At 31.3% G+C, this 21,106-nt stretch carries 21 protein-coding genes; 15 read left to right on the forward strand and 6 right to left on the reverse strand.

Annotated features, from left to right (window positions below; translation table 11 throughout):
* The first annotated feature begins 262 nt into the window (after positions 1 to 262).
* The gene (locus tag HALO113_RS09085) at positions 263 to 961 is read left to right on the forward strand and encodes a helix-turn-helix transcriptional regulator (protein WP_159778724.1); all 699 of its coding nucleotides are present in this window, start codon (positions 263 to 265) and stop codon (positions 959 to 961) included.
* A gap of 176 nt (positions 962 to 1,137) precedes the next feature.
* On the opposite strand, the gene HALO113_RS09090 is transcribed toward HALO113_RS09085, so the two are convergent.
* The 3 genes from HALO113_RS09090 to HALO113_RS09100 all read right to left on the reverse strand — a co-directional run bounded on the left by HALO113_RS09090 (position 1,138) and on the right by HALO113_RS09100 (position 5,626).
* On the reverse strand, positions 1,138 to 3,015 hold the full coding sequence (locus HALO113_RS09090; RefSeq protein ID WP_159778725.1) for a M1 family metallopeptidase: 1,878 nt from the start codon (positions 3,013 to 3,015) through the stop codon (positions 1,138 to 1,140).
* Positions 3,016 to 3,092: 77 nt separating this feature from the next.
* Positions 3,093 to 4,688 carry a S8 family peptidase gene (locus tag HALO113_RS09095; RefSeq protein ID WP_159778726.1) on the reverse strand — a complete coding sequence of 532 codons (1,596 nt, stop codon included), beginning with the start codon at positions 4,686 to 4,688 and terminating at the stop codon, positions 3,093 to 3,095.
* Positions 4,689 to 4,765: 77 nt separating this feature from the next.
* Positions 4,766 to 5,626 carry an MBL fold metallo-hydrolase gene (locus HALO113_RS09100; RefSeq protein WP_159778727.1) on the reverse strand — a complete coding sequence of 287 codons (861 nt, stop codon included), beginning with the start codon at positions 5,624 to 5,626 and terminating at the stop codon, positions 4,766 to 4,768.
* Positions 5,627 to 5,795: 169 nt separating this feature from the next.
* On the opposite strand from HALO113_RS09100, the gene HALO113_RS09105 reads away from it, so the two are divergent.
* The 14 genes from HALO113_RS09105 to HALO113_RS09170 all read left to right on the forward strand — a co-directional run bounded on the left by HALO113_RS09105 (position 5,796) and on the right by HALO113_RS09170 (position 17,737).
* Positions 5,796 to 6,125, forward strand: coding sequence for an iron-sulfur cluster assembly accessory protein (locus tag HALO113_RS09105; RefSeq protein WP_159778728.1), 330 nt, complete (start codon positions 5,796 to 5,798; stop codon positions 6,123 to 6,125).
* Positions 6,126 to 6,133: 8 nt separating this feature from the next.
* On the forward strand, positions 6,134 to 7,582 hold the full coding sequence (sufB, locus tag HALO113_RS09110; RefSeq protein WP_159778729.1) for a Fe-S cluster assembly protein SufB: 1,449 nt from the start codon (positions 6,134 to 6,136) through the stop codon (positions 7,580 to 7,582).
* Positions 7,583 to 7,589: 7 nt separating this feature from the next.
* On the forward strand, positions 7,590 to 8,072 hold the full coding sequence (locus HALO113_RS09115) for a flavodoxin family protein (protein WP_159778730.1): 483 nt from the start codon (positions 7,590 to 7,592) through the stop codon (positions 8,070 to 8,072).
* A gap of 10 nt (positions 8,073 to 8,082) precedes the next feature.
* A complete protein-coding gene (gene sufC, locus HALO113_RS09120) occupies positions 8,083 to 8,832 on the forward strand; it encodes a Fe-S cluster assembly ATPase SufC (RefSeq protein WP_159778731.1) in 750 nt (249 codons plus the stop codon).
* A 71-nt stretch (positions 8,833 to 8,903) separates the two neighbouring features.
* Positions 8,904 to 9,293 (forward strand): four helix bundle protein, encoded by a 390-nt coding sequence (locus HALO113_RS09125; RefSeq protein WP_159778732.1) that lies wholly within the window; start codon positions 8,904 to 8,906, stop codon positions 9,291 to 9,293.
* Positions 9,294 to 9,328: 35 nt separating this feature from the next.
* Entirely contained in the window at positions 9,329 to 10,645 is a 1,317-nt protein-coding gene (gene sufD, locus HALO113_RS09130; RefSeq protein WP_159778733.1) for a Fe-S cluster assembly protein SufD, read from the forward strand.
* Between the two features lie 145 nt (positions 10,646 to 10,790).
* Positions 10,791 to 12,011, forward strand: coding sequence for an aminotransferase class V-fold PLP-dependent enzyme (locus tag HALO113_RS09135; protein WP_159778734.1), 1,221 nt, complete (start codon positions 10,791 to 10,793; stop codon positions 12,009 to 12,011).
* 22 nt (positions 12,012 to 12,033) lie between these two features.
* Complete coding sequence (locus HALO113_RS09140; RefSeq protein WP_159778735.1) at positions 12,034 to 12,537, forward strand: hypothetical protein; 504 nt, start codon at positions 12,034 to 12,036, stop codon at positions 12,535 to 12,537.
* A 3-nt stretch (positions 12,538 to 12,540) separates the two neighbouring features.
* Positions 12,541 to 12,960 carry a SufE family protein gene (locus HALO113_RS09145; RefSeq protein ID WP_159778736.1) on the forward strand — a complete coding sequence of 140 codons (420 nt, stop codon included), beginning with the start codon at positions 12,541 to 12,543 and terminating at the stop codon, positions 12,958 to 12,960.
* Between the two features lie 32 nt (positions 12,961 to 12,992).
* Positions 12,993 to 13,316 carry an SUF system Fe-S cluster assembly protein gene (locus HALO113_RS09150; protein WP_130734880.1) on the forward strand — a complete coding sequence of 108 codons (324 nt, stop codon included), beginning with the start codon at positions 12,993 to 12,995 and terminating at the stop codon, positions 13,314 to 13,316.
* Between the two features lie 73 nt (positions 13,317 to 13,389).
* Positions 13,390 to 15,225: an ABC transporter ATP-binding protein gene (locus HALO113_RS09155; RefSeq protein WP_159778737.1), complete on the forward strand. Its 1,836-nt coding sequence runs from the start codon at positions 13,390 to 13,392 to the stop codon at positions 15,223 to 15,225.
* A gap of 9 nt (positions 15,226 to 15,234) precedes the next feature.
* Positions 15,235 to 15,741, forward strand: coding sequence for a DUF2480 family protein (locus tag HALO113_RS09160; protein WP_159778738.1), 507 nt, complete (start codon positions 15,235 to 15,237; stop codon positions 15,739 to 15,741).
* Positions 15,742 to 15,860: 119 nt separating this feature from the next.
* On the forward strand, positions 15,861 to 16,772 hold the full coding sequence (locus HALO113_RS09165) for a DUF3078 domain-containing protein (RefSeq protein ID WP_159778739.1): 912 nt from the start codon (positions 15,861 to 15,863) through the stop codon (positions 16,770 to 16,772).
* A gap of 23 nt (positions 16,773 to 16,795) precedes the next feature.
* A complete protein-coding gene (locus HALO113_RS09170) occupies positions 16,796 to 17,737 on the forward strand; it encodes a hypothetical protein (protein WP_159778740.1) in 942 nt (313 codons plus the stop codon).
* 38 nt (positions 17,738 to 17,775) lie between these two features.
* Here the strand turns inward: HALO113_RS09170 and hflX are convergent, their stop codons facing one another.
* The 3 genes from hflX to HALO113_RS09185 all read right to left on the reverse strand — a co-directional run bounded on the left by hflX (position 17,776) and on the right by HALO113_RS09185 (position 21,105).
* On the reverse strand, positions 17,776 to 19,011 hold the full coding sequence (hflX, locus tag HALO113_RS09175; RefSeq protein ID WP_159778741.1) for a GTPase HflX: 1,236 nt from the start codon (positions 19,009 to 19,011) through the stop codon (positions 17,776 to 17,778).
* 93 nt (positions 19,012 to 19,104) lie between these two features.
* A complete protein-coding gene (locus HALO113_RS09180) occupies positions 19,105 to 20,454 on the reverse strand; it encodes a DUF5689 domain-containing protein (RefSeq protein ID WP_159778742.1) in 1,350 nt (449 codons plus the stop codon).
* 3 nt (positions 20,455 to 20,457) lie between these two features.
* Positions 20,458 to 21,105, reverse strand: coding sequence for a DUF5017 domain-containing protein (locus HALO113_RS09185; protein WP_159778743.1), 648 nt, complete (start codon positions 21,103 to 21,105; stop codon positions 20,458 to 20,460).
* Position 21,106 lies beyond the last annotated feature (1 nt).

Genomic DNA, 21,106 nt, shown 5'->3' on the forward strand with positions numbered 1-21,106 from the left:
AATATTTAATTAGGTAAAAATTAATTCTATTAGGTTGCGCAACCCTCTAAATAAAGAATATATTCTTAATAATTGAAGCTTATAATCAATTATAATGCAAATATAAAAGAAAATATTCTATTATACAAATAAAACAAAGAAAAAAATCTAAATATTTTATATTTGACTGAATACTATCTTATTGTAAACGAAAAAAATCAGGTAATTTTTATTTTGTAATGAAAATATTCGTAAGTTTGTAAAAACTTTAACGCTATTTACCATGGTTTCAGAAAGATTAGGTCAATATATAGACCAAAAAGGATTTAGTTATTATGCTTTTGAAAACAGCTTAGGTGCTGGAAGAGGCAGTATTTCCAAAGCAGTAAAAGAAGGTAAAAGCATTGGTTCCAATGTAATAGAAAATATTTTATCTATCTACACCGATTTAAGCCCAACTTGGCTTTTAACTGGAGAAGGGACAATGTTTAAACAAGATGAAGACTTTATGCTTAATAAGAGTATTGACACTTTTGCTTTACGAACAGATAAAAATTTAGATTCCCAACAAATTCCATTATATGATATTGAAGCAGTTGCCGGATTAGTTCCATTATTTCAAGACAGAACTACGCAAACACCACTAGATTATATTTCTATTCCAAGATTACCAAAATGTGACGGTGCAGTGTATGTTACAGGTGACAGTATGTATCCTTTATTAAAAAGCGGTGATATCGTTTTATATAAAGAAGTAAGTGATATTAAAAATGAAATTTTTTGGGGTGAAATGTATCTATTAAGCATGGATATGAGTGGGGAAGAATATATTACAGTAAAATATATTCAAAAATCTGAATTACAAGGATATGTTCGTTTAGTGAGTCAAAACAAACACCATCAAGATAAAGATGTGGAAATGTCAAAAATTAAAGCACTTGCCTTAGTAAAAGCAAGTATAAGAATAAATTCAATGAATTAAAAAGAGGCTGTCCAAAATGTTTATAAAGGTGTGATTCTGAATTTATTTAACTCCGTTGAATCGTCGATTTTAGAATCTTAAAATATTGATTATTCGTTTAATTTAGAATCTGAATCAAATTCAGATTGACAAAAATCATTACTTTTTGGACAGCTTCTTTTTAATTTTTTTATATATTATTCTTTTTCATATACATTATTAGATAAATCAACATCTGCCATTAAACCACTTGGGTCTATAACAACTGCTTGTATAACTGATTTTGGTTTAATAGTAAAGGAAAAGGTGGGTTCTGCCCAATCCCATCCTTTCAAAATAGTTCTTTCTAATGGATAAGGATTTGGTTTTTCCCAACGCATTAATGTGTTTGGGATATAATAAGTTTCTTGTGTTCCATCTTCATACACAACCAATAAATCTATTGGCATAGGCATTCTTCCAATTCTTTGCAAAGTAATATTCGTTTTTTCATTACTTGTGGTTACTTCTTTTACAGCATAATCAATGGTATTAGTTGTTTGCGTCCAATCTAACAAATACCAATCCAGATTAGCACCTGAAACTTTTTCAGCACTTCTTTTAATATCATTTGGTGTAGGATGTGTCAATTTATAATCATTATAATATCTTTTTAATGTTGCCATCAGATTTTCAACACCAATCACATACCCTAACTGACATAAAAATATTTCTCCCTTACTATAAGCAGCAATACCATAACTTTTATTAAAATCATATCGATCCGCATGGGTAGATAAGGGTTGTTCTGTTCCAGATTTCACTAAATAACGGTAGTTATTATAGGCACTTTCAAATGGATTCTCTTCTTTTTCATTATTTGAAGGTAATACAGTTTCCATAGCTAAATCTGAAATAAAAGAAGTAAAGCCTTCATCCATCCATTCATGTTTCGACTCATTTGAGGCTAAAATATGTTGGAACCAAGAATGCGCAAACTCATGAGCTGTAACGCCTACTAAACTACCATAACTTCTGTTTCCAGTAATAAGTGTACACATAGCATATTCCATTCCACCATCACCACCTTGCACTACTGAATATTGTTTATAAGGATATTGACCTACATTTTTATTATAAAAATCTAATAATTCTGCTGTTTTAGGTTGTAGTTTTTTCCAATTTTCTAAGTTTTCAGGTTTGTTTTTGTAGAAAAAATGCAATTCTACGTTATTTGGACCTAAAATCATATCATGAAGATATTCTTTATCAGCTCCCCAAGCAAAGTCATGCACATTTGGTGCCATAAAATGCCATGTGAGTGTTTTTGTTTTCTTTGGATGTTTCACCTCAACTCCTTTATCTTGGTAACCGTGACCAATTTCATTTTTATTCTGCAAATAGCCTGAACCACCTATGGTATATTCTTTATCAATGGTAATTTTAACATCAAAATTTCCCCAAACTCCGTGAAATTCTCTTCCAATATAAGGGTCGGCATGCCAACCTTCAAAATCGTATTCGGCCATTTTAGGATACCATTGTGTCATGGATAGAGCCACACCTTCTTCCGAATTTCTTCCAGATCTTCTAATTTGTAATGGAACTTGCCCTTCAAAATTTAAAGTAAATGTGCTTTTTTGATGAGGTAAAATGGGTTGGTTTAAAATTACTTCTAATACTGTACCCACAACTTTGGTTGTTGCTAAAGTTCCTTCTTGTTTAAAATTAGTAATATTTAAAAAACCTATCTCATTCGGTTTTAAAGTGCTAATTCTACTTTCTTTTACCTCTTTATCTGCTTGCTTAAATGTTTTCACCATCCTACCATCTGGATCAGAAATAGTCTGCAATCTTGCATCCATAGCACTTCCAGGTTGAAAAGCATTGGGATACAAATGATAAAAAACCTTATAAAGTGTATCACTAGAATTGTTAGTATAAATTAATTCTTGATAACCTTTATAAGTAAATTCCTTAACATTCATTTCCACATCCATTTTATAATCAACGTGTTGTTGCCAATATCCTGGATTAGGATTATTTTGGCTAAAACCAAAAAATGAAAACAAACTTAATAGGGCCATTTTTTTCATATTCTATTTTAATTAAAAACCACAAAGGGAAACAAAAGTTTTTCTTTGTGGTTTTGTTAGTATTAATCAAACTTTATTTATTTTGACATTTGTTCTGCCATTAATAAAGCATTATAAGCATTAACTATTTTACCAGATTTAGATGCTGAAGAAAAGTTAGCTGTATGTTGATCTTCGCCTAATGCTATATCATTTTTTAAAGGAGTTCCACTATCCATAATAATCTGTTTCACTTGTGCAGCAGATAATTTTGGATAATAAGAACGAATTAAAGCCGCTACACCAGCAACGTTAGGAGAAGCCATTGATGTTCCTTGTAAATATTCATAACTTTGATTAGGTGTTGTTGCATAAATTTTAACACCAGGAGCAAAAATATCTACATTTTTATTTCCATAGTTAGAAAAATCAGCCACCATTTTTGAACTGTAAGTAGGAGCTAATGCACCAATTATTAAAACATTATTTGAAATCTCTGGAGCACCATCGTAAGAATCACTTGGATATTTGTTTTCTACATCTAAATCTTTTGCATCGTTACCAGCGGCAAAAATAACCAATACATCTTTTGATGCGGCATATTTTAAAGCATCTAAAACCCAGTCTTTATGAGGTGAGTAATATTTTCCAAAGGAACCATTAATTACTTTTGCACCATTATCTACCGCATAACGAATACCTAAAGCGATATCTTTATCATATTCGTCTCCATTGGGAACAGCTCTTACCGCCATAATTTTAACATTAGTAGCCACACCATCTCCTCCTTTTTTGTTTCCTCTAACTTGAGCTACGATACCAGCAACATGTGTTCCGTGTTTTGCATCTTCTGGGTTAGGTCCAATTACGTTATTATTACCATATTTTGTGTCATTAATATCATTTGGATTATCACCCACGATACTACGTCCATCAAAATTTACATTAAAATTATAATTTAATTGATCTACAAAATGATCAATTCCTCCTTTTACTTCTTTTTTAAATTCTGCAAGTGTAGCTTCTGGAAATACTCTTTGCAAGAAAAATTCTTTATAATTATTCAAGGCTTGGTCATCCGTTTTCATCGCTTTTAAATCTTCAGCTGTAAAATCTTCTTTTTTAAGATAATCTTGTAATTGCTTAGAAGCATTTAAAAGACTTTCATAAAATTGTTTTCTTTGTGTAGCTGTTTGAATTTCATTTTCTAATTCTGCCTTTGCTCTATCATAATCAGGAGTTCCAGGTCCTTGTTTCACAATGCGAGTCATTTCTAACTGTTCATTATTACTGTCTCCTAAAAAATTCCATCCGTTTATATCATCAACATATCCATTGTTATCATCATCCTTTCCATTATTTGCTACTTCTTTTGAATTAACCCAAATGACACCTTTTAAATCTTCATGACGAATATCAACTCCAGAGTCTACAATTCCTACAATTACAGTATTACTTTTTTTCCCTTTTAAAACTTCTGCGTAAGCTTTGTCTACGCTCATTCCAGGTACCGTATCTTTAACTAAATCTAAGTGACTCCATCTTTTCAAGTCATTTTCAGCTAAAGGAGTAACTTTTAATGGTAAAGCATCAATATTTACAGGTGAAGTTGCAACTATTGTTTTAGCTCCTCCACAACTGGCAAGCGCAAGCGCAAGAGTAGCTGATAAATAAATTGGTTTAAGGTTTCTCATTTATATTATATTTTTTATTTTAATTAGTATTAGGCAAAATTCCGTTATAATAATCAGATTCTACTAATAGATTAACACTATTTTAAGACTTCTTCACAGGTATAAACTTCTTTTAGACGGATTCCTTTCTCCGTATTTTGCAAGGTAATAATTGGATTATGGGCATCATGTTCTAAAAATAAATAGAAATTTTCTGCAACAGCTTTTTTAAGAAAATTATCTTTTTCATCCATTGACAACAAAGGCCTCGTATCATATCCCGTTACATAAGGTAAAGGAATATGTCCAGCTGTAGGCAATAAATCTGCCATAAAACAAATTGTTTTTTCTTTATATTTTATCATAGGAATCATTTGTTTTTCAGTATGACCATCTGCAAAAAAGATACCAAAGTTCAAATCACTTTTTTCAACAAATCCATTTTCTGGTCTTGTAATAAAATGTAAATGGCCACTTTCTTGCATTGGAATAATATTTTCTTTTAAAAAAGAAGCTTTTTCTCTTGGGTTTGGTTGAGTCGCCCATTCCCAATGATTTTCATTGGTCCAAAATTTAGCATTTTTAAAAGCAATTTCATAACCTGTTCTATCTTTATTCCAAATAACACTTCCACCACAATGATCAAAATGAAGATGTGTCATAAAAACATCCGTAATATCATCTCTATGAAAGCCTTTTTCTTTGAGAGATTTGTCAATGGAATGATTTCCCCAAAGATTATAATACCCAAAGAATTTATCTGATTGTTTATCACCCATTCCTGTATCAATCAAAATCAAACGATTTCCTTCTTCAATTAACAAACATCGAGCTGCTATATCAATCAAATTATTAGTGTCTGCTGGGTTCGTTTTATTCCAAATTGTTTTGGGTACGACACCAAACATGGCTCCTCCGTCTAATTTAAAATTACCAGCTTCTATAGGGTATAAATTCATAGTATTTTTTTTTGCAATTTAAGAAAATTAGCCAAAAAAGTTTGTAAACTGTAAGATATAAATAAAAGTTATCTATTTATAAATTATAAAAATGCTATGAATTCTTGTAATAAGCATTATATGAACTATATTTGCAGTTAATTTAGACAAAATCAAAATAAACTAGGTTATGATTAAAGTATCTGATACGGCTAGTAAAAAAATCATCGAAATGATGAAAGAAGATGGTTTTGATGCTACCAAAGACTATGTGCGCGTAGGTGTTAAAAGCGGAGGTTGTTCAGGCCTGTCTTATGAATTAAAATTTGATCATGAAACTAATGATAATGATAAAATTTTTGAAGACAACAATGTAAAAGTTGCTGTAGAGAAAAAAAGTTTTCTTTACTTAATTGGAACCACTTTAGAATTTTCTGGAGGATTGAATGGAAAAGGATTTGTGTTCAATAATCCAAATGCGCAAAGAACTTGCGGATGTGGAGAATCCTTCTCTTTATAGTTTAAAATATGAGTAAATACACAGAAGACGACTTAAAAGTCGAATTGCAAAACAAAGAATACGAATACGGATTTTATACAGATATAGAATCTGAAACTTTCCCTATTGGTTTAAATGAAGATATTGTTCGTGCCATATCTAAGAAGAAAAACGAACCAGAATGGATGACCCACTGGAGATTAGAAGCTTTTAAAGCTTGGAAAGAAATGATCGAACCCGAATGGGCCAATGTGCATTATGCAAAACCAGATTTTCAAGCCATTTCTTATTATTCAGCGCCTAAAAAGAAAGATAAATACGAAAGTTTAGATGAAGTTGATCCTGAATTATTGGAAACTTTTAAAAAATTAGGGATTTCTATAGACGAACAAAAAAAATTAGCAGGTGTTGCAGTTGATATTGTTATGGATTCTGTTTCAGTAGCGACTACGTTTAAGAAAACACTAGCGGAAAAAGGAATTATTTTTTGCTCTATATCTGAAGCCATTCAAGAACATCCAGAATTAGTAAAAAAATATATTGGAACTGTGGTTCCTCAAAAGGACAACTTTTATGCAGCGCTTAACTCTGCCGTTTTTTCTGATGGTAGTTTTTGTTACATCCCAAAAGGGGTGCGTTGTCCAATGGAACTTTCAACTTATTTTAGAATTAACCAAGGAGGAACAGGTCAATTTGAAAGAACTTTAGTTATCGCTGATGAAGGGAGTTATGTGTCTTACTTAGAAGGCTGTACTGCTCCAAGTCGTGATGAAAATCAATTGCATGCTGCAGTAGTCGAATTAATTGCTTTAGATAACGCAGAAATTAAATATTCTACGGTTCAAAACTGGTTTCCAGGCAATAAAGAAGGTAAAGGTGGTGTTTATAATTTTGTAACCAAAAGAGGTTTGTGTGAAAAAAACGCAAAAATATCTTGGACACAAGTTGAAACAGGTTCTGCTGTAACTTGGAAATATCCTTCTTGTGTTTTAAAAGGAGATAATTCTATAGGTGAATTCTATTCCATAGCTGTTACCAATAATTTCCAACAAGCAGACACAGGTACTAAAATGATTCATTTGGGAAAAAACACCAAATCTACTATCATTTCAAAAGGTATTTCAGCTGGAAAATCACAAAACAGTTACCGAGGCTTAGTTCAAATTAGTTCAAGAGCAGCTAATGCTAGAAACTTCTCACAATGTGATAGTTTATTAATGGGCAATGAATGTGGAGCACATACATTCCCATATATTGAAAGCAAAAATACTACCGCTAAAATTGAACACGAAGCTACCACTTCAAAAATTGGTGAAGATCAAGTATTTTATTGTAATCAAAGAGGAATTCCTACAGAAAAAGCGATTGCGCTTATTGTAAATGGCTTTAGTAAAGAAGTTTTAAATAAATTACCTATGGAATTTGCTGTAGAAGCTCAAAAATTATTAGAAATTTCCTTGGAAGGTTCGGTAGGATAATTAAAATATGAAATCAGTAATTATTATAGGTTCATCAAGAAAAAACGGAAACACCACAAAGATTGTGTCAGAAATACACAATCAATTTTCGGTGGATGTAATTAACTTAAGTGACTATGATTTCTCCTACTATGATTATGAGAGTAAAAATAGAACAGATGATTTTTTTGTATTAATAAAAGGAATTATTGAAAAATACGATACATTGATTTTTGCAACACCTGTGTATTGGTATACCATGAGCGGTATTATGAAAGTGTTTTTTGATCGTTTTTCAGATTTAATTCGTATAGAAAAAGAAACTGGAAGAAAACTAAGAGGTAAAAACATGGCTGTGATCTCCAATTCTCATGACAGTAGCATTGAAGATGATTTTTACCTTCCTTTCCAAAAATCGGCTGCATATTTAGGAATGAATTATTTGGGACACAAGCATTTTAATGCGGACAGACCCGAAGAAACACAAAATTTAGAATTAGCATTTATATAAAATAGAGACCATGTTAAGTATTAAAAATTTACACGCTTCTGTTGAAGACAAAGAAATACTAAAAGGAATTAATTTAGAAGTTAAAGCAGGGGAAGTTCATGCCATTATGGGACCAAATGGTGCCGGAAAATCGACCCTTTCTTCTATAATCGCAGGAAACGAAAATTATGAAGTGAATGAAGGAGAAATCTTTTTAGATGGAGAAGAAATTTCAGAATTAGCTCCAGAAGAAAGAGCGCATAAAGGTGTTTTCCTCTCTTTTCAATATCCTGTAGAAATTCCTGGTGTTTCAGTAACCAATTTCATCAAAACTGCCATCAATGAAAGCCGTAAAGCAAAAGGATTAGAAGACATGCCAGCGAATGAAATGTTGAAAAAAATTCGCGAAAAATCGGAATTATTAGAAATGGATAAAAAATTCCTTTCTCGTTCGCTTAACGAAGGTTTCTCTGGAGGTGAAAAGAAACGTAATGAAATTTTTCAAATGGCGATGTTAGAGCCTAAAATTGCCATACTTGATGAAACCGATTCTGGTTTGGATATCGATGCGTTACGAATCGTAGCAAATGGTGTTAATAAATTAAAAAGTCAAGACAATGCTGTGGTTGTAATTACACATTACCAACGTTTATTAGATTATATTGTTCCCGATTTTGTTCACGTACTAATGGACGGTAAAATTGTAAAATCTGGAGACGCATCCTTGGCTCTAGAATTAGAAGAAAAAGGTTACGATTGGATTAAAAACGAATTGGTTTAATTTGTTTCAAGTTTCAAGTTTCAGGTTTCTCAAACCTCATTTACACACATCAATTTAATTTTATATACGCCATGGCAACAATTACAAAGTTTGAAGATTTAGAAATTTGGCAGGAAGCCAGAAAGTTAGCAAAAGAAGTTTTTATACTTTCAAAAGAAACGGATTTAAAAATTGATTTTCGATTTAAAGAACAAATAAAGGCATCATCCGGATCTGTAATGGATAATATTGCTGAGGGTTTTGAAAGAGATGGAAATTTGGAATTTCGCCAATTTTTATCAGTTGCGAAAGGTTCGGCAGGAGAAACTAGATCACAGATTTATAGATTGCATGATTGGGAATATATTTCGGAAGAACAGTTTAAAGATTTGAAAAACAAATATGAAAACTTAAGCGGTAAAATTAAAAATTTCATCACTTATTTAAACAAGAAAGATTTTAAAGGAAACAAGTTTCAATAACGTGAAACTTGAAACCTTAAACAAAATATTAGATAATGGATTTAAAAGATAAATTACTTTCGTCATACATCGCTTTTGAAGAAAAGTTTGATATGGACTCTCATTTGCATGATGTGCGAAATCAAGCTATAAAAAATTTTGAAACCAAAGGTTTTCCAACAAAAAAAGAAGAAGCTTGGAAATATACCTCATTGAATGCAATATTAAAACATGATTTTTCGGTTTTTCCAAAACATGAAAATGCGATTGAATTTGCAGCTGTGAAAAAATATTTCTTACATGAAATAGACACCTACAAATTAGTGTTTATCGACGGGAAATTTAGCTCATTTTTATCGTCAACTACTCATGAAGGAATTGATGTATGTTTGTTATCTTCGGTATTAACAAAACCAAAATACAAGCCTGTTTTAGAAACGTATTTCAATCAAATTGCTCAAAAAGACGAAAGCTTAACTTCGTTAAATACTGCTTTTGCTCAAGAAGGTGCTTTTATCAATATTCCTAAAAGTAAAGTAGCCGATAAACCTATTGAAATTATTAACTTTTCTACAGGAACTGAAGCTGCTTTAATGGTACAACCAAGAAACTTAATAATTGTGGGTGAAAATGCACACGTACAAATTATAGAGCGTCATCAAAGTTTGAATAGTAATCCGGTACTAACCAATAGTGTAACCGAAATTTTTGCACAAAAAAGAGCCAATGTAGATTATTATAAAATTCAGAATGATGTACAAACGGCGAATTTAATAGACAACACCTATATTGCTCAAAAACAAGAAAGCAGAGTCGCAGTTCATACGTTCTCTTTTGGAGGTAATATGACACGTAATAACTTGAATTTCTATCATCAAGGAGAACGTATTGATTCTACTTTAAAAGGAATTACGATTATTGGCGACAAACAACATGTAGATCATTTTACGTTAGTACACCACGCACAACCGAATTGTGAAAGTCATCAAAACTATAAAGGTATTTTTGGAGACAGTGCCACTGGTGTTTTCAATGGAAAAATATATGTAGAAAAAGAAGCACAAAAAACCGACGCTTTTCAGCAAAACAACAACATTCTAATTAGTGAAAAAGCAACCATCAATGCCAAACCGCAATTAGAAATTTTTGCTGATGATGTAAAATGTTCTCATGGCTGTACAATTGGTCAGTTAGATGAAAGTGCTATGTTTTATATGCAACAACGTGGTATTCCGAAAAAAGAAGCACGTGCTCTTTTGATGTATGCTTTCTCAAATGAAGTGATTGAAAGTATTAAAATACCTGAATTAAAGCAACGTATTACAAAAATTATAGCTACCAAATTAGGCGTAAAAATGGGATTTGATTTGTAAATTTCATTTTCAAATACAAATAAAGTGTTTCTATCTTTTTAGAAGCACTTTTTTTATTTCATTATGCCCATTTGCTAATTTTTAACCTTTATTTATTCCTATTTTAAATAATCAAGTTGTAAATTTGCAAACAAATAGATATAAGATGTTTGATGTTCAAAAAGTAAGAGCCGATTTTCCCATTCTAAAACAAGAAGTAAACGGAAAACCTTTAGTATATTTCGATAACGGAGCCACGTCTCAAACGCCTCAACAAGTAATTGATACGATTGTAGATTATTATTCTAGATATAACGCAAACATTCATCGTGGCGTACATACTTTAAGTCAATTGGCTACAGATGCTTATGAAATAGCGAGAAACAAAATCCAACATCATTTTAATGCCAAACACAGTTATGAAATTATACTTACTTCAGGAACGACTGAAAGTATTAATTTAGTAGCGAATGGTTTTGCGTCAATTTTACAAAAAGGTGATGAAATCATTGTTTCTGCTTTAGAACACCATAGTAATATAGTACCTTGGCAAATGCTTTGCGAACATACAGGTGCTGTTTTGAAAGTCATTCCCATGAGTGTGGAAGGAGAGTTACTTATGGAAGCTTACGATGGTTTACTTTCCAATAAAACAAAGTTGGTTTTCTGTAATCATATTTCGAATGCTCTTGGAACGATTAACCCAATTGAATATATCATACAAAAAGCACATGAAGTAGGTGCAGCAGTTTTAATTGACGGTGCACAAGCTTGTCCACATTTGAAACCTGATGTTCAAGCTTTAGATGTTGACTTTTATGTGGCATCTGCGCATAAGATGTGCGGACCAACGGGAGTAGGTATGTTCTATGGTAAAGAAGAATGGTTGCGCAAATTACCTCCGTATAAAGGTGGAGGAGAAATGATTGCAACCGTTAGTTTTGAAAAAACAACCTATGCTGATTTACCGCATAAATTTGAAGCAGGAACTCCTAATATTTGTGGTGGAATTGCATTTGGAGCAGCAGTAGATTATATGAATCATATTGGGTTTGATGCCATAGCAAAACAAGAACAAGAATTATTAGAGTATGGAACACAAAAGCTACAAGAAATTGAAGGGGTAACCATTTACGGACCTTCTGATTTAACCAAAAAAGCTTCTGTTATTTCATTTAATATTGAAGGCATACATCCGTATGATATTGGCACGATTATAGATAAATTAGGTATAGCGGTGCGTACAGGACATCACTGTGCACAACCCATCATGGATTTCTTTAAAATTCCTGGTACTATAAGAGCAAGTTTTGCATTTTACAATACCAAAGAAGAAATTGATATCTTTGTGGAAGCCGTTAAAAAAGCAAAAACAATGTTATCTTAAAAACAAACAAAAAATTACATTTATGAAAGCACTTACTATTTTATCTACTTTAATCATAACGATTAGCAGTTGTAATTGTCAAAAAAAAGCAACTGAAACAACTATGGGAACTTCATCTGAAAAAACAGAAACCATGACTTCAGAATCTAAAGAAGCTCCATCGACTCAGAACTTCCCAGTATTGGTTTACGAATCTATGTCTAGAGGTTTTTTTAAAAAAATAACCCTAGAAAACAATACCATTGCAGTACAAAACTCAAGAGATGAAGAACCTAAAATTAAAACTTTAACTGGAGAAGAAGTAAAAGCTATTGAAAAAGCATACAATAGTATTGATGTAAAAGAAATACCTAATTTAAAAGCACCTACAGAAAAACGTTTTTATGATGGTGCACCAATTACCAATTTAGAAGTTAGAATGGATGATCATATTTATCGTTCCACTGATTTTGATGGTGGTATACCTCCAAAAGAAATTGAGAATTTAGTAAATACTATTTTAAAAATAGCTGATAAAATAAATTAAAAAATGAACATACAAGCCATACAGGAAGAAATTGTTGACGAATTTTCAATGTTTGATGATTGGATGCAACGTTATGAATACATCATTGAACTAGGAAAGACCTTACCTCTGATTGAAGAAAAATACAAAACGGAAGATAATATTATTAAAGGTTGCCAATCCAAAGTTTGGGTTCATGCAGAAGAGCAAAATGGAACTATTGTATTTACTGCAGACAGTGATGCTATTTTAACAAAAGGTATTATTGCTGTTTTAATCCGTGCTTTCTCAAATCAAACCCCGGAAGCTATTTTAGAAGCCAATACCGATTTTATTGATGAAATAGGTTTAAAAGAGCACTTGTCTCCTACTAGAGCGAATGGATTGGTTTCCATGATAAAACAAATCAAAATGTATGCCTTGGCTTTTAATGCTAAAAGTTAATTCATTGGTAAACAAATAAAAATACTAAGAAAATGGAAGAATATAAAGATGAAATCAACTTAGGTGAAAGTGTAGTAAAGGTTTTGAAAACCATTTATGACCCAGAAATTCCAGTTGATATTTACGAGTTAGGGTTAATTTATGATGTGATGATTAATGAAGCAAATGATGTGAAAATCTTAATGACATTAACCTCACCTAACTGTCCCGTTGCGGAAACATTGCCCATGGAAGTGGAAGAGAAAATAAAATCAATTGATGCCGTTCAATCTGCCGAGGTTGAAATTACCTTTGATCCACCATGGAGTAAAGACTTAATGAGTGAAGAAGCAAAACTAGAATTAGGAATGCTTTAAAAAAAGGTTGCGTTTTCAGTCACAGTAGTTTTTAAAATAATGTGACTGAAAACTGAGACTGAAAACTTAAAAAATGGCACGTTTTCAACCAAAATCATTAAACGACAAGAAAAAGATGGGTCTGAAAGCTTCTTTTCATTCTCTTTCTTACATTCCACGTTTTTTCAAGGAAATTTGGAAAACCAATAAAAAACTCTTTCTAGTTTCTGCATTTTGCCGCATTGTTGCTGCTTTACTTCCTGTAATTATTTTGTGGATTGGTAAAATTATCATTGATGAAATAATCAATATTACCACACATAAAATTACAGATTATAGTTTGCTTTGGAAATATGTAGCTATCGAATTTTCATTGGTTGTTTTATCTGATCTAGTAAGCAGAGCCATAGCTTTAACGGATGGAATTTTAGGCGATCAATATAATATTCAAACTTCTGTACAAATCATTCAGAAAACTAATGAAATAGACATCAGTCTTCTTGAAAATTCGGAGTTTTATGACAAATTAGAAAGAGCCCGAACCCAAACCATGGGTCGTGTCGATTTAATGTCGAATGTTTTAGGACAAGCACAAACTACCATTTCAATTGCTACCTTAATCGTAGGTTTAATTTATTTTGAACCCTATCTGATTATCTTATTAGTTTTAAGTATTATTCCTTCATTTTTAAACGAAATACGCTTCAGTCAACAACAATATTCATTAGCTAGAAGTTGGACCTCAGAACGAAGGGAATTGGATTATTTAAGGTACATTGGAGCCAATGATAAAACAGCGAAAGAAATCAAACTTTTTGGGTTAACCCAATTTGTAGTAAACCGATTTAAAAACTTAGCAGTAAAATATTTTCACCTCAACAAAAAACTAGTCATTAAACGCTCAAGCTATGGCTTTTTGTTCAATGTATTGGGATCAATTAGTTATTATGCTGCTTATGTATTTATCATTTATAGAGTTTTATCGGGTGTAATTACTTTAGGAGAACTTACCTTTTTATCTGGAAGTTTTAATCGGTTGATGAAAAGTCTACAAGATTTCTTTTCACGTTTTACAAGAATTTCTGAAAGTGCTTTGTATCTAAAAGATTATTTTGATTTTATTGATATTTCTTCTGAACCCAAAACCAAGGAAGACATTCCTTTGCCCAAAGAAATTAAGCAAGGTTTTGAATTTAAAAACGTTTATTTTGCCTATCCAGAATCGGAACATCAGATTTTAAAAAATGTAAATTTTACTATTAAAGCAGGAGAAAAAGTAGCTTTTGTAGGTCAGAATGGTGCTGGAAAAACCACCTTAACCAAATTAATTTTACGTTTTTACGAACCTACACAAGGTGAAATACTACTAGATGGAATAAACATTAATAGGTACAATAAAAAAGAATATCAAGCCTTTTTTGGTGTACTTTTTCAAGATTTCTTTCGATATGAATTTACCGTTAAAGAAAATATTGCCATTGGTAAAATAGATGAAATTCATAACTTTACTCAAATTGAAAAAGCGGCTAAGTTAAGCTTAGCTGAAGAAGTGGTTTCGGAATTAGAAAATGGTTACGAACAACAATTAGGGAAACGTTTCGTCAAAGGTCAGGAATTATCGGGTGGACAATGGCAAAAAATTGCTTTGGCAAGAGCCTATATGAAAAATGCAGAAGTTATTATTTTAGATGAACCTACTTCCGCTTTAGATGCCAAAGCAGAAAGTGAAGTATTTGAACGTTTGATTCATTTGATTAAAAACAAAACGAGTATCATTATTTCCCATCGATTTAGCACCGTAAGACAAGCCGATCGAATAATTGTGCTAGATGAAGGAAGTATTTTAGAAGCCGGAACACATGAAGAATTAATGCAAAACCAACAATTATATGCCGAATTGTTCCTATTACAGGCAGAAGGATATCAATAAAAAGAATTTATGGAAAAAGAAATAGTTAATAAAGTGGCCAATAGTAAATTGGAAGTGTTTGATCTTGAGGATTTTTTTCCAAAAGAAGAAATCGTAATTCTTGATATTTCCAATTGGTTATTTGAAGGGTTTATTTTAAAAGAAAAAGAATTCCGTGACAACTTGAATAAGGAAGATTGGTCGACTTACAAAGATAAAGGTGTTATTTTATTTTGTAGTACTGATGCCATTTTACCTGCTTGGGCGTATATTTTAATTACCACTTATTTGCAGCCATTTGCGAAACAAATAGTTCATGGAGACAGTCAGGAATATATTTTATTCCACTACCAGCGCGTTTTAGAAACCTTAAATTATTCCATTTATAAAGACAAGCCTGTTATTTTAAAAGGATGTTCTAAAAAAGCGGTTCCACAATCTATTTATACGTTAGCCATACAAAAATTAATGCCAGTGGCTAAAAGTGTTATGTTTGGTGAAGCATGTTCAGCAGTACCATTATACAAAAGAAAATAAAGTAATACATCTAAAAAACGCATCATTTGAACGAATTTTTCATTTATTGTTTGTAAGTTTTTATACCTTAATTGCTTAATTAAGTTAAATTTGCACCTCAAATTCAAAACAAACAAAAAATGAAAAAACTATTTCTATTATTATTAATCACTTCATTTAGTGCTTTTTCACAAAAAACAGAAGGAGAGCTAATTAATACAACCTCAGCAGCTGAAGCAAAAGCTAGAGACACCGTGAACATGGGTTGGAAAAAAGCAGGAAATTTTTTATTTCTTTTCAATCAATCTGCTTTTAACAATGAATGGCTTGGTGGAGGAACATCCAATATTGCAGGAAATGCAGGATTAAATTATGATTTTAATTATAAAACACCTGAACTGATTTGGGACAATAAATTTATTGCAGCCTATGGTTTAACCAAATTAAAAGGGCAAGAAACGACTAAATCAGATGATCGTTTAGAATTCACTTCCTTATTAGGAAAAAAGGCAAAAGGATATTGGTTTTATTCTGGATTTCTAAATTTTAAAACGCAAATGGATGCTGGTTTTGTGAAAGTAACTGATCCTGTTACAAGTAATGAAATATTAGTTAAGAATTCACATTTTTTCTCACCTGCCTATTTACAAGCTGGACCAGGTATGTTGTGGAAAAAAAGCGACAATCTAAAAGTGAATATTGCACCCGCTACTTCACGTGTTATTTTTGTACACAAGCATTTTACAGAATTGGGTTCTGCTTTTGGTGTAGAACAAGGGAAATCCTCTCGTTTCGAATTTGGAGCAGCATTGAATGCATATTATAAATTTAATGTAATGGAAAATGTTTCTATGGAAAATATTTTAAATTTATATTCTAATTATCTTGATAATCCTCAAAATGTAGACATCGATTATCAGATGAATTTGGTAATGAAAATTAATAAATATATATCTACAAATATTGCTTTTCAAGCCATTTATGATGACAATGCTATTGGAGCATTTCAAATTAGAGAAGTATTTGGCTTAGGATTTAATTATGGTTTTTAATTTTTCTAATAGGTATTACTGCTATGTTAAAGAAAAATTCAAAAGTGGCCACATGGTCGTTAATATTGTCGATAATCACAATGTTAGCATTAACTACAACCTTTTTATTGGCCAATACAAAATTGGGAAAGAATATTAATTTATTTGCCAATACGGAACTTCAATCAGATTTAGAAAAATCGCGTGTTGAGATTGAGCGTTTAATTAAAGAAAAAGAATATTTAATGCTACAACTAAAAGAGCAACTTGAAAAATATAAAGCATTAGAAAATGAAAATAATATACTCAAAACAGAACTAGAAGCAAAACATCAACAAATCGAAAATTTAATTCAAAAAATAGACTCCTTAGAAAAAGATGTTTCAAAATTAATGTCATTAAAAAATGAATTTACTAAGGCTAAAAAAGAATATGAAACCAAAGTAGTTGAAAACAAATCTTCTGAAAACACAAAAGTAATTGTTCAGAATAAAGAAAGTAAAACTACTATAGCCGAAGCTAGCTTTGTACCATCAGAAAAACAAACTTCAGTTTCAGTTTCACCTGTATCTACTATTATTAGAGATGATTATGATGATTTACGCTTATTAAATTCTTCTGTTCAAACCTATCATAAAAAGAATTCAGGCGAAAAAAAATATGCAACCTCAGTCTCCAAAGTAAATAGTCTAGATTTAGAATATACTTTATATTTAGATAAGAATAAAATTAGACGTTCCAATACTTTTTATATTCAAATTTTTGACACAAATAACAAGAATGTTGGAAAAACCAAAAGTGTTTTTATTGGTTCAAATGAATTAGTTTATAGTTTCATCTCATCTGTAGAATATGAAGAGGAAGTAAATCGTATTCATGAGGAATTTTCTACAGAAGGGCTAAACTTAGAAAAAGGTGTTTATTTTTTAAATATTTTTAGCGAAAGCGGCAAACTACTTTCTTCAAGAAGCTTTAAATTAGACTAAAATATTGCAAAAAACTGGATTTAAATCCAGTTTTTTGTTTATGATTCATTATCATCTATGGCTTCTTTATATTCGGGATACAGGAAATTATTATAGGGAAATCTAGTAATGTGTATCTTTCTTACTGCTTCATACACTTTTTCTCTAAATTCTTCAAAATTAAGTTTATTTGTAGCAGAAATGAACAAAGTATTATCTTGTCCCATTGTATTCATCCACGTTTGTTTCCAATCTTCAAGTGTAAAATGCTTGGTCGTTTTTTCAACGCTTAAATCATTTTCATCAAAATAAACTGGTCTAAAAGCATCAATCTTATTAAAGACCATTATAGTAGGTTTATCATTGCTTTTAATGTCTTTTAATATTTCATTTACTGATGCAATATGATCTTCAAAATCTGGATGTGATATATCTACAACATGTAACAATAAATCAGCCTCTCTTACTTCATCTAAGGTACTTTTAAAGGACTCAACCAATTGAGTGGGCAGTTTTCTTATAAAACCAACCGTATCGCTTAAAAGAAAAGGTAAATTGCGTATAACCGTTTTTCTAACTGTAGTATCTAAAGTAGCAAACAGTTTATTTTCTACAAAAACGTCACTTTTGCCAATAGCGTTCATTAAAGTAGATTTTCCCACATTGGTATATCCAACTAAAGCTACACGAACCATCGCACCTCTATTACTTCTTTGAACAGCCATCTGCTTATCGATTGTTTTTATTTTTTCTTTCAATAAAGCAATTCGATCACGTACAATTCGTCTATCGGTTTCAATTTCAGTTTCTCCAGGTCCACGCATCCCAATACCTCCTCGTTGACGTTCTAAGTGAGTCCACATACCTGTTAAACGAGGCAATAGATATTGATATTGAGCTAATTCAACTTGTGTCCTTGCATAAGAGGTTTGTGCTCTTTGAGCAAAAATATCTAGGATAAGATTCGTTCTATCTAATACTTTACAATCATCTCCTAATTCTCTATTGATATTTTTCTGTTGTGATGGAGAAAGTTCATCATCAAAAATAACAGTTGTAATAGCATTATCTTTTACATAATATTTTATTTCTTCTAATTTTCCTGTTCCTACAAATGTTTTAGGGTTAGGTTTATCCATTTTTTGCCAAAACCGTTTCACCACTTCCCCACCAGCAGTATAAGTTAAAAACTCTAATTCATCTAAGTATTCTCTTAATTTTTCTTCATTCTGATTTTGGGTAACAATACCCACAACTATTGTTTTTTCAAAAACGTGATTTTCTTTTTCTAACATAATCATTCATTAACAATACAAAGGTAAAGATAATTTAATATAAAAAAACGCTCAGAAATTCTGAGCGTTTTTGAATATAAAAATATATTAAATTTATTGACCTAAGACACGAACATTATCAACTTCCCAATTAGTTGAAGAACCTGATCCTGTACCAAGAGAAGTGTATTTGAATGCTATTCTTATATTATTTTGTCCTGCAAAGTTAGACGAAATATCAATTCCACCAGAAGATACAAAACTTGAAAACGAACTAGAAGTAATTGTAGGGTAATTTGCTTGACTAGTATAGTCTATCCAAGTCGCACTATTAGGATTTCCTGTTCCTGTATAATTATTTGAAACTTTAACTTCCAATATTGGTCCAAGATATCTTCCAGCAGTCTCAAAAGTAAGAAAAGCCGTTGATATATTAGTTAAATCGATTACTGGGGAAATAAGCCAATCTTCATTTGGAGTAGTCGTTCCTCCATTAATATTAGCATAAGGTACATTTGGAGAACTCCCAGCAGAACTCAAACCCCAGACTTGACTAGGACCAGTAACACTGTATGCTATCCAATTAGGAAAATTTGTCGTAAATGTTTCTTGAAATATAATAGAAGGAACATACCTATCATTTGTTAATTGAACATCATTAATAGTTCTAATCATTAATTGATAATCATTGCCATATTTTGTTAAAACTCCTCTGATTTTTCCATTACCACTAGGAATAGCATCACCTGCGAATGTTGCAAATTCACTAGCTCTTAAAATTATGTTGTTACCAAATTTATCTTTAATTGTATGATTAGTTCCAGTCCATGTTGGAGAAGCATTTAAACTTCTATCAAAATAAGTATGCCCCAAAGATAAATCATCAAATTGAACATTCTCGAATTCTACCAAAGTGTGAAGGTATTGCAGATTATGCGCTTCATTAACACCTATGTGATGAACTAGTTCTTCTTCATCCTTTTTATCACAAGAACGATAAATTTTATTTTTATATTTTTCTAAACCTATACGACCAATATCATTTCCAAATAATTGACCTATTTGTAAATCATCCGTATAATCATCTTCCTTTGTATATAAATCTGTCAAATCGATATATACTTTACGACCAGGTTCATATATATTAAATAAATTATATTCATCTACTGGAACAGTAAAACCATACTCATTATCGTTTGCATCAAAAGCAACCATAGATATTGTTTTGTAAAAATTACCGCCTTCATCTGAAGATGTTACATAAGCTTCCAGTATATTTCCATTTGCTAAATCCCACAATGTAGGGGTTGTTGTTGCATTATCCGCTAATCCTTCAATATCAGTATTGGCTGTTTTAGTAACACATTCACCAGATAAATCAGGTGCATTATAATCATCTCCAGTAACACAACTTGAAAGTGTTACAATAAGGACAGTTGTTAAAATAAATTTTAATTTTTTCATAGGTTATTTATTTTCAAAAACTCTAATATTATCTAATCTAAAAGTTGTAGTAGCTCCATTTGCTTTACTTCCTGTATATTTAAAAGCTATATATACGTTTTCAGAGGCTTGAAAATTTGCTAAATCAACAATTCCACTTGAAGTCCAAACATCATTTTCAGTTGGTAAAGTAACAGCTAACTCTTCCCAAGTAGCAGAATGAATACCGCTTTCTAATCCATTAAAATTAGTCGAAATTAATATTTTTAACACAGCTGAATTAGCAAATCTAGTTTGGCAGTCAAAACTTAAACTTTCTGTAATAGGTGTTTCAGCAAAGTTCATTTTTGATGTAATCATCCATACCTCATCATCTGGACCAGTAGCACTAGAATAAAAAGATGAAAATTCAGCAAAATTATTGCTAACTCCAGAAGTAGTGAAACTTTTTACATTCCAAACTCTATTAGTACCAGCAAAATTAACATTTAACCATCCCGTTGTAGCCGCTGCTACTTCATTTGATCCACTTCCTGTGTCGCTGTTTTCATAATTTTCTCCAACTACAACTGGAATATAATCTGTAAAAACTGCAAAATCATCATCTTTAGTACAACTTAAAGATACTAAAGAAAGTCCTGTTATTAAAATAATTTTAAAATAGTTTTTCATA

Origin of the sequence: Flavobacterium sp. 9AF (assembly GCF_902506265.1) — a bacterium.
Classification (GTDB): domain Bacteria; phylum Bacteroidota; class Bacteroidia; order Flavobacteriales; family Flavobacteriaceae; genus Flavobacterium.

What these genes read in the sequence shown, in the direction of transcription:
- HALO113_RS09160 (WP_159778738.1), top strand. Translation starts at nt 15,235, where the DNA reads ATGGAAAAAGAAATAGTTAATAAAGTGGCCAATAGTAAATTGGAAGTG.
- HALO113_RS09100 (WP_159778727.1), bottom strand. Translation starts at nt 5,626, where the DNA reads ATGAATTTATACCCTATAGAAGCTGGTAATTTTAAATTAGACGGAGGA.
- HALO113_RS09135 (WP_159778734.1), top strand. Translation starts at nt 10,791, where the DNA reads ATGTTTGATGTTCAAAAAGTAAGAGCCGATTTTCCCATTCTAAAACAA.
- HALO113_RS09125 (WP_159778732.1), top strand. Translation starts at nt 8,904, where the DNA reads ATGGCAACAATTACAAAGTTTGAAGATTTAGAAATTTGGCAGGAAGCC.
- HALO113_RS09085 (WP_159778724.1), top strand. Translation starts at nt 263, where the DNA reads ATGGTTTCAGAAAGATTAGGTCAATATATAGACCAAAAAGGATTTAGT.
- HALO113_RS09165 (WP_159778739.1), top strand. Translation starts at nt 15,861, where the DNA reads ATGAAAAAACTATTTCTATTATTATTAATCACTTCATTTAGTGCTTTT.
- sufD (WP_159778733.1), top strand. Translation starts at nt 9,329, where the DNA reads ATGGATTTAAAAGATAAATTACTTTCGTCATACATCGCTTTTGAAGAA.
- hflX (WP_159778741.1), bottom strand. Translation starts at nt 19,011, where the DNA reads ATGTTAGAAAAAGAAAATCACGTTTTTGAAAAAACAATAGTTGTGGGT.
- sufC (WP_159778731.1), top strand. Translation starts at nt 8,083, where the DNA reads ATGTTAAGTATTAAAAATTTACACGCTTCTGTTGAAGACAAAGAAATA.
- HALO113_RS09145 (WP_159778736.1), top strand. Translation starts at nt 12,541, where the DNA reads ATGAACATACAAGCCATACAGGAAGAAATTGTTGACGAATTTTCAATG.
- HALO113_RS09090 (WP_159778725.1), bottom strand. Translation starts at nt 3,015, where the DNA reads ATGAAAAAAATGGCCCTATTAAGTTTGTTTTCATTTTTTGGTTTTAGC.
- HALO113_RS09140 (WP_159778735.1), top strand. Translation starts at nt 12,034, where the DNA reads ATGAAAGCACTTACTATTTTATCTACTTTAATCATAACGATTAGCAGT.
- HALO113_RS09115 (WP_159778730.1), top strand. Translation starts at nt 7,590, where the DNA reads ATGAAATCAGTAATTATTATAGGTTCATCAAGAAAAAACGGAAACACC.
- HALO113_RS09095 (WP_159778726.1), bottom strand. Translation starts at nt 4,688, where the DNA reads ATGAGAAACCTTAAACCAATTTATTTATCAGCTACTCTTGCGCTTGCG.
- HALO113_RS09170 (WP_159778740.1), top strand. Translation starts at nt 16,796, where the DNA reads ATGTTAAAGAAAAATTCAAAAGTGGCCACATGGTCGTTAATATTGTCG.
- sufB (WP_159778729.1), top strand. Translation starts at nt 6,134, where the DNA reads ATGAGTAAATACACAGAAGACGACTTAAAAGTCGAATTGCAAAACAAA.
- HALO113_RS09150 (WP_130734880.1), top strand. Translation starts at nt 12,993, where the DNA reads ATGGAAGAATATAAAGATGAAATCAACTTAGGTGAAAGTGTAGTAAAG.
- HALO113_RS09105 (WP_159778728.1), top strand. Translation starts at nt 5,796, where the DNA reads ATGATTAAAGTATCTGATACGGCTAGTAAAAAAATCATCGAAATGATG.
- HALO113_RS09185 (WP_159778743.1), bottom strand. Translation starts at nt 21,105, where the DNA reads ATGAAAAACTATTTTAAAATTATTTTAATAACAGGACTTTCTTTAGTA.
- HALO113_RS09155 (WP_159778737.1), top strand. Translation starts at nt 13,390, where the DNA reads ATGGCACGTTTTCAACCAAAATCATTAAACGACAAGAAAAAGATGGGT.
- HALO113_RS09180 (WP_159778742.1), bottom strand. Translation starts at nt 20,454, where the DNA reads ATGAAAAAATTAAAATTTATTTTAACAACTGTCCTTATTGTAACACTT.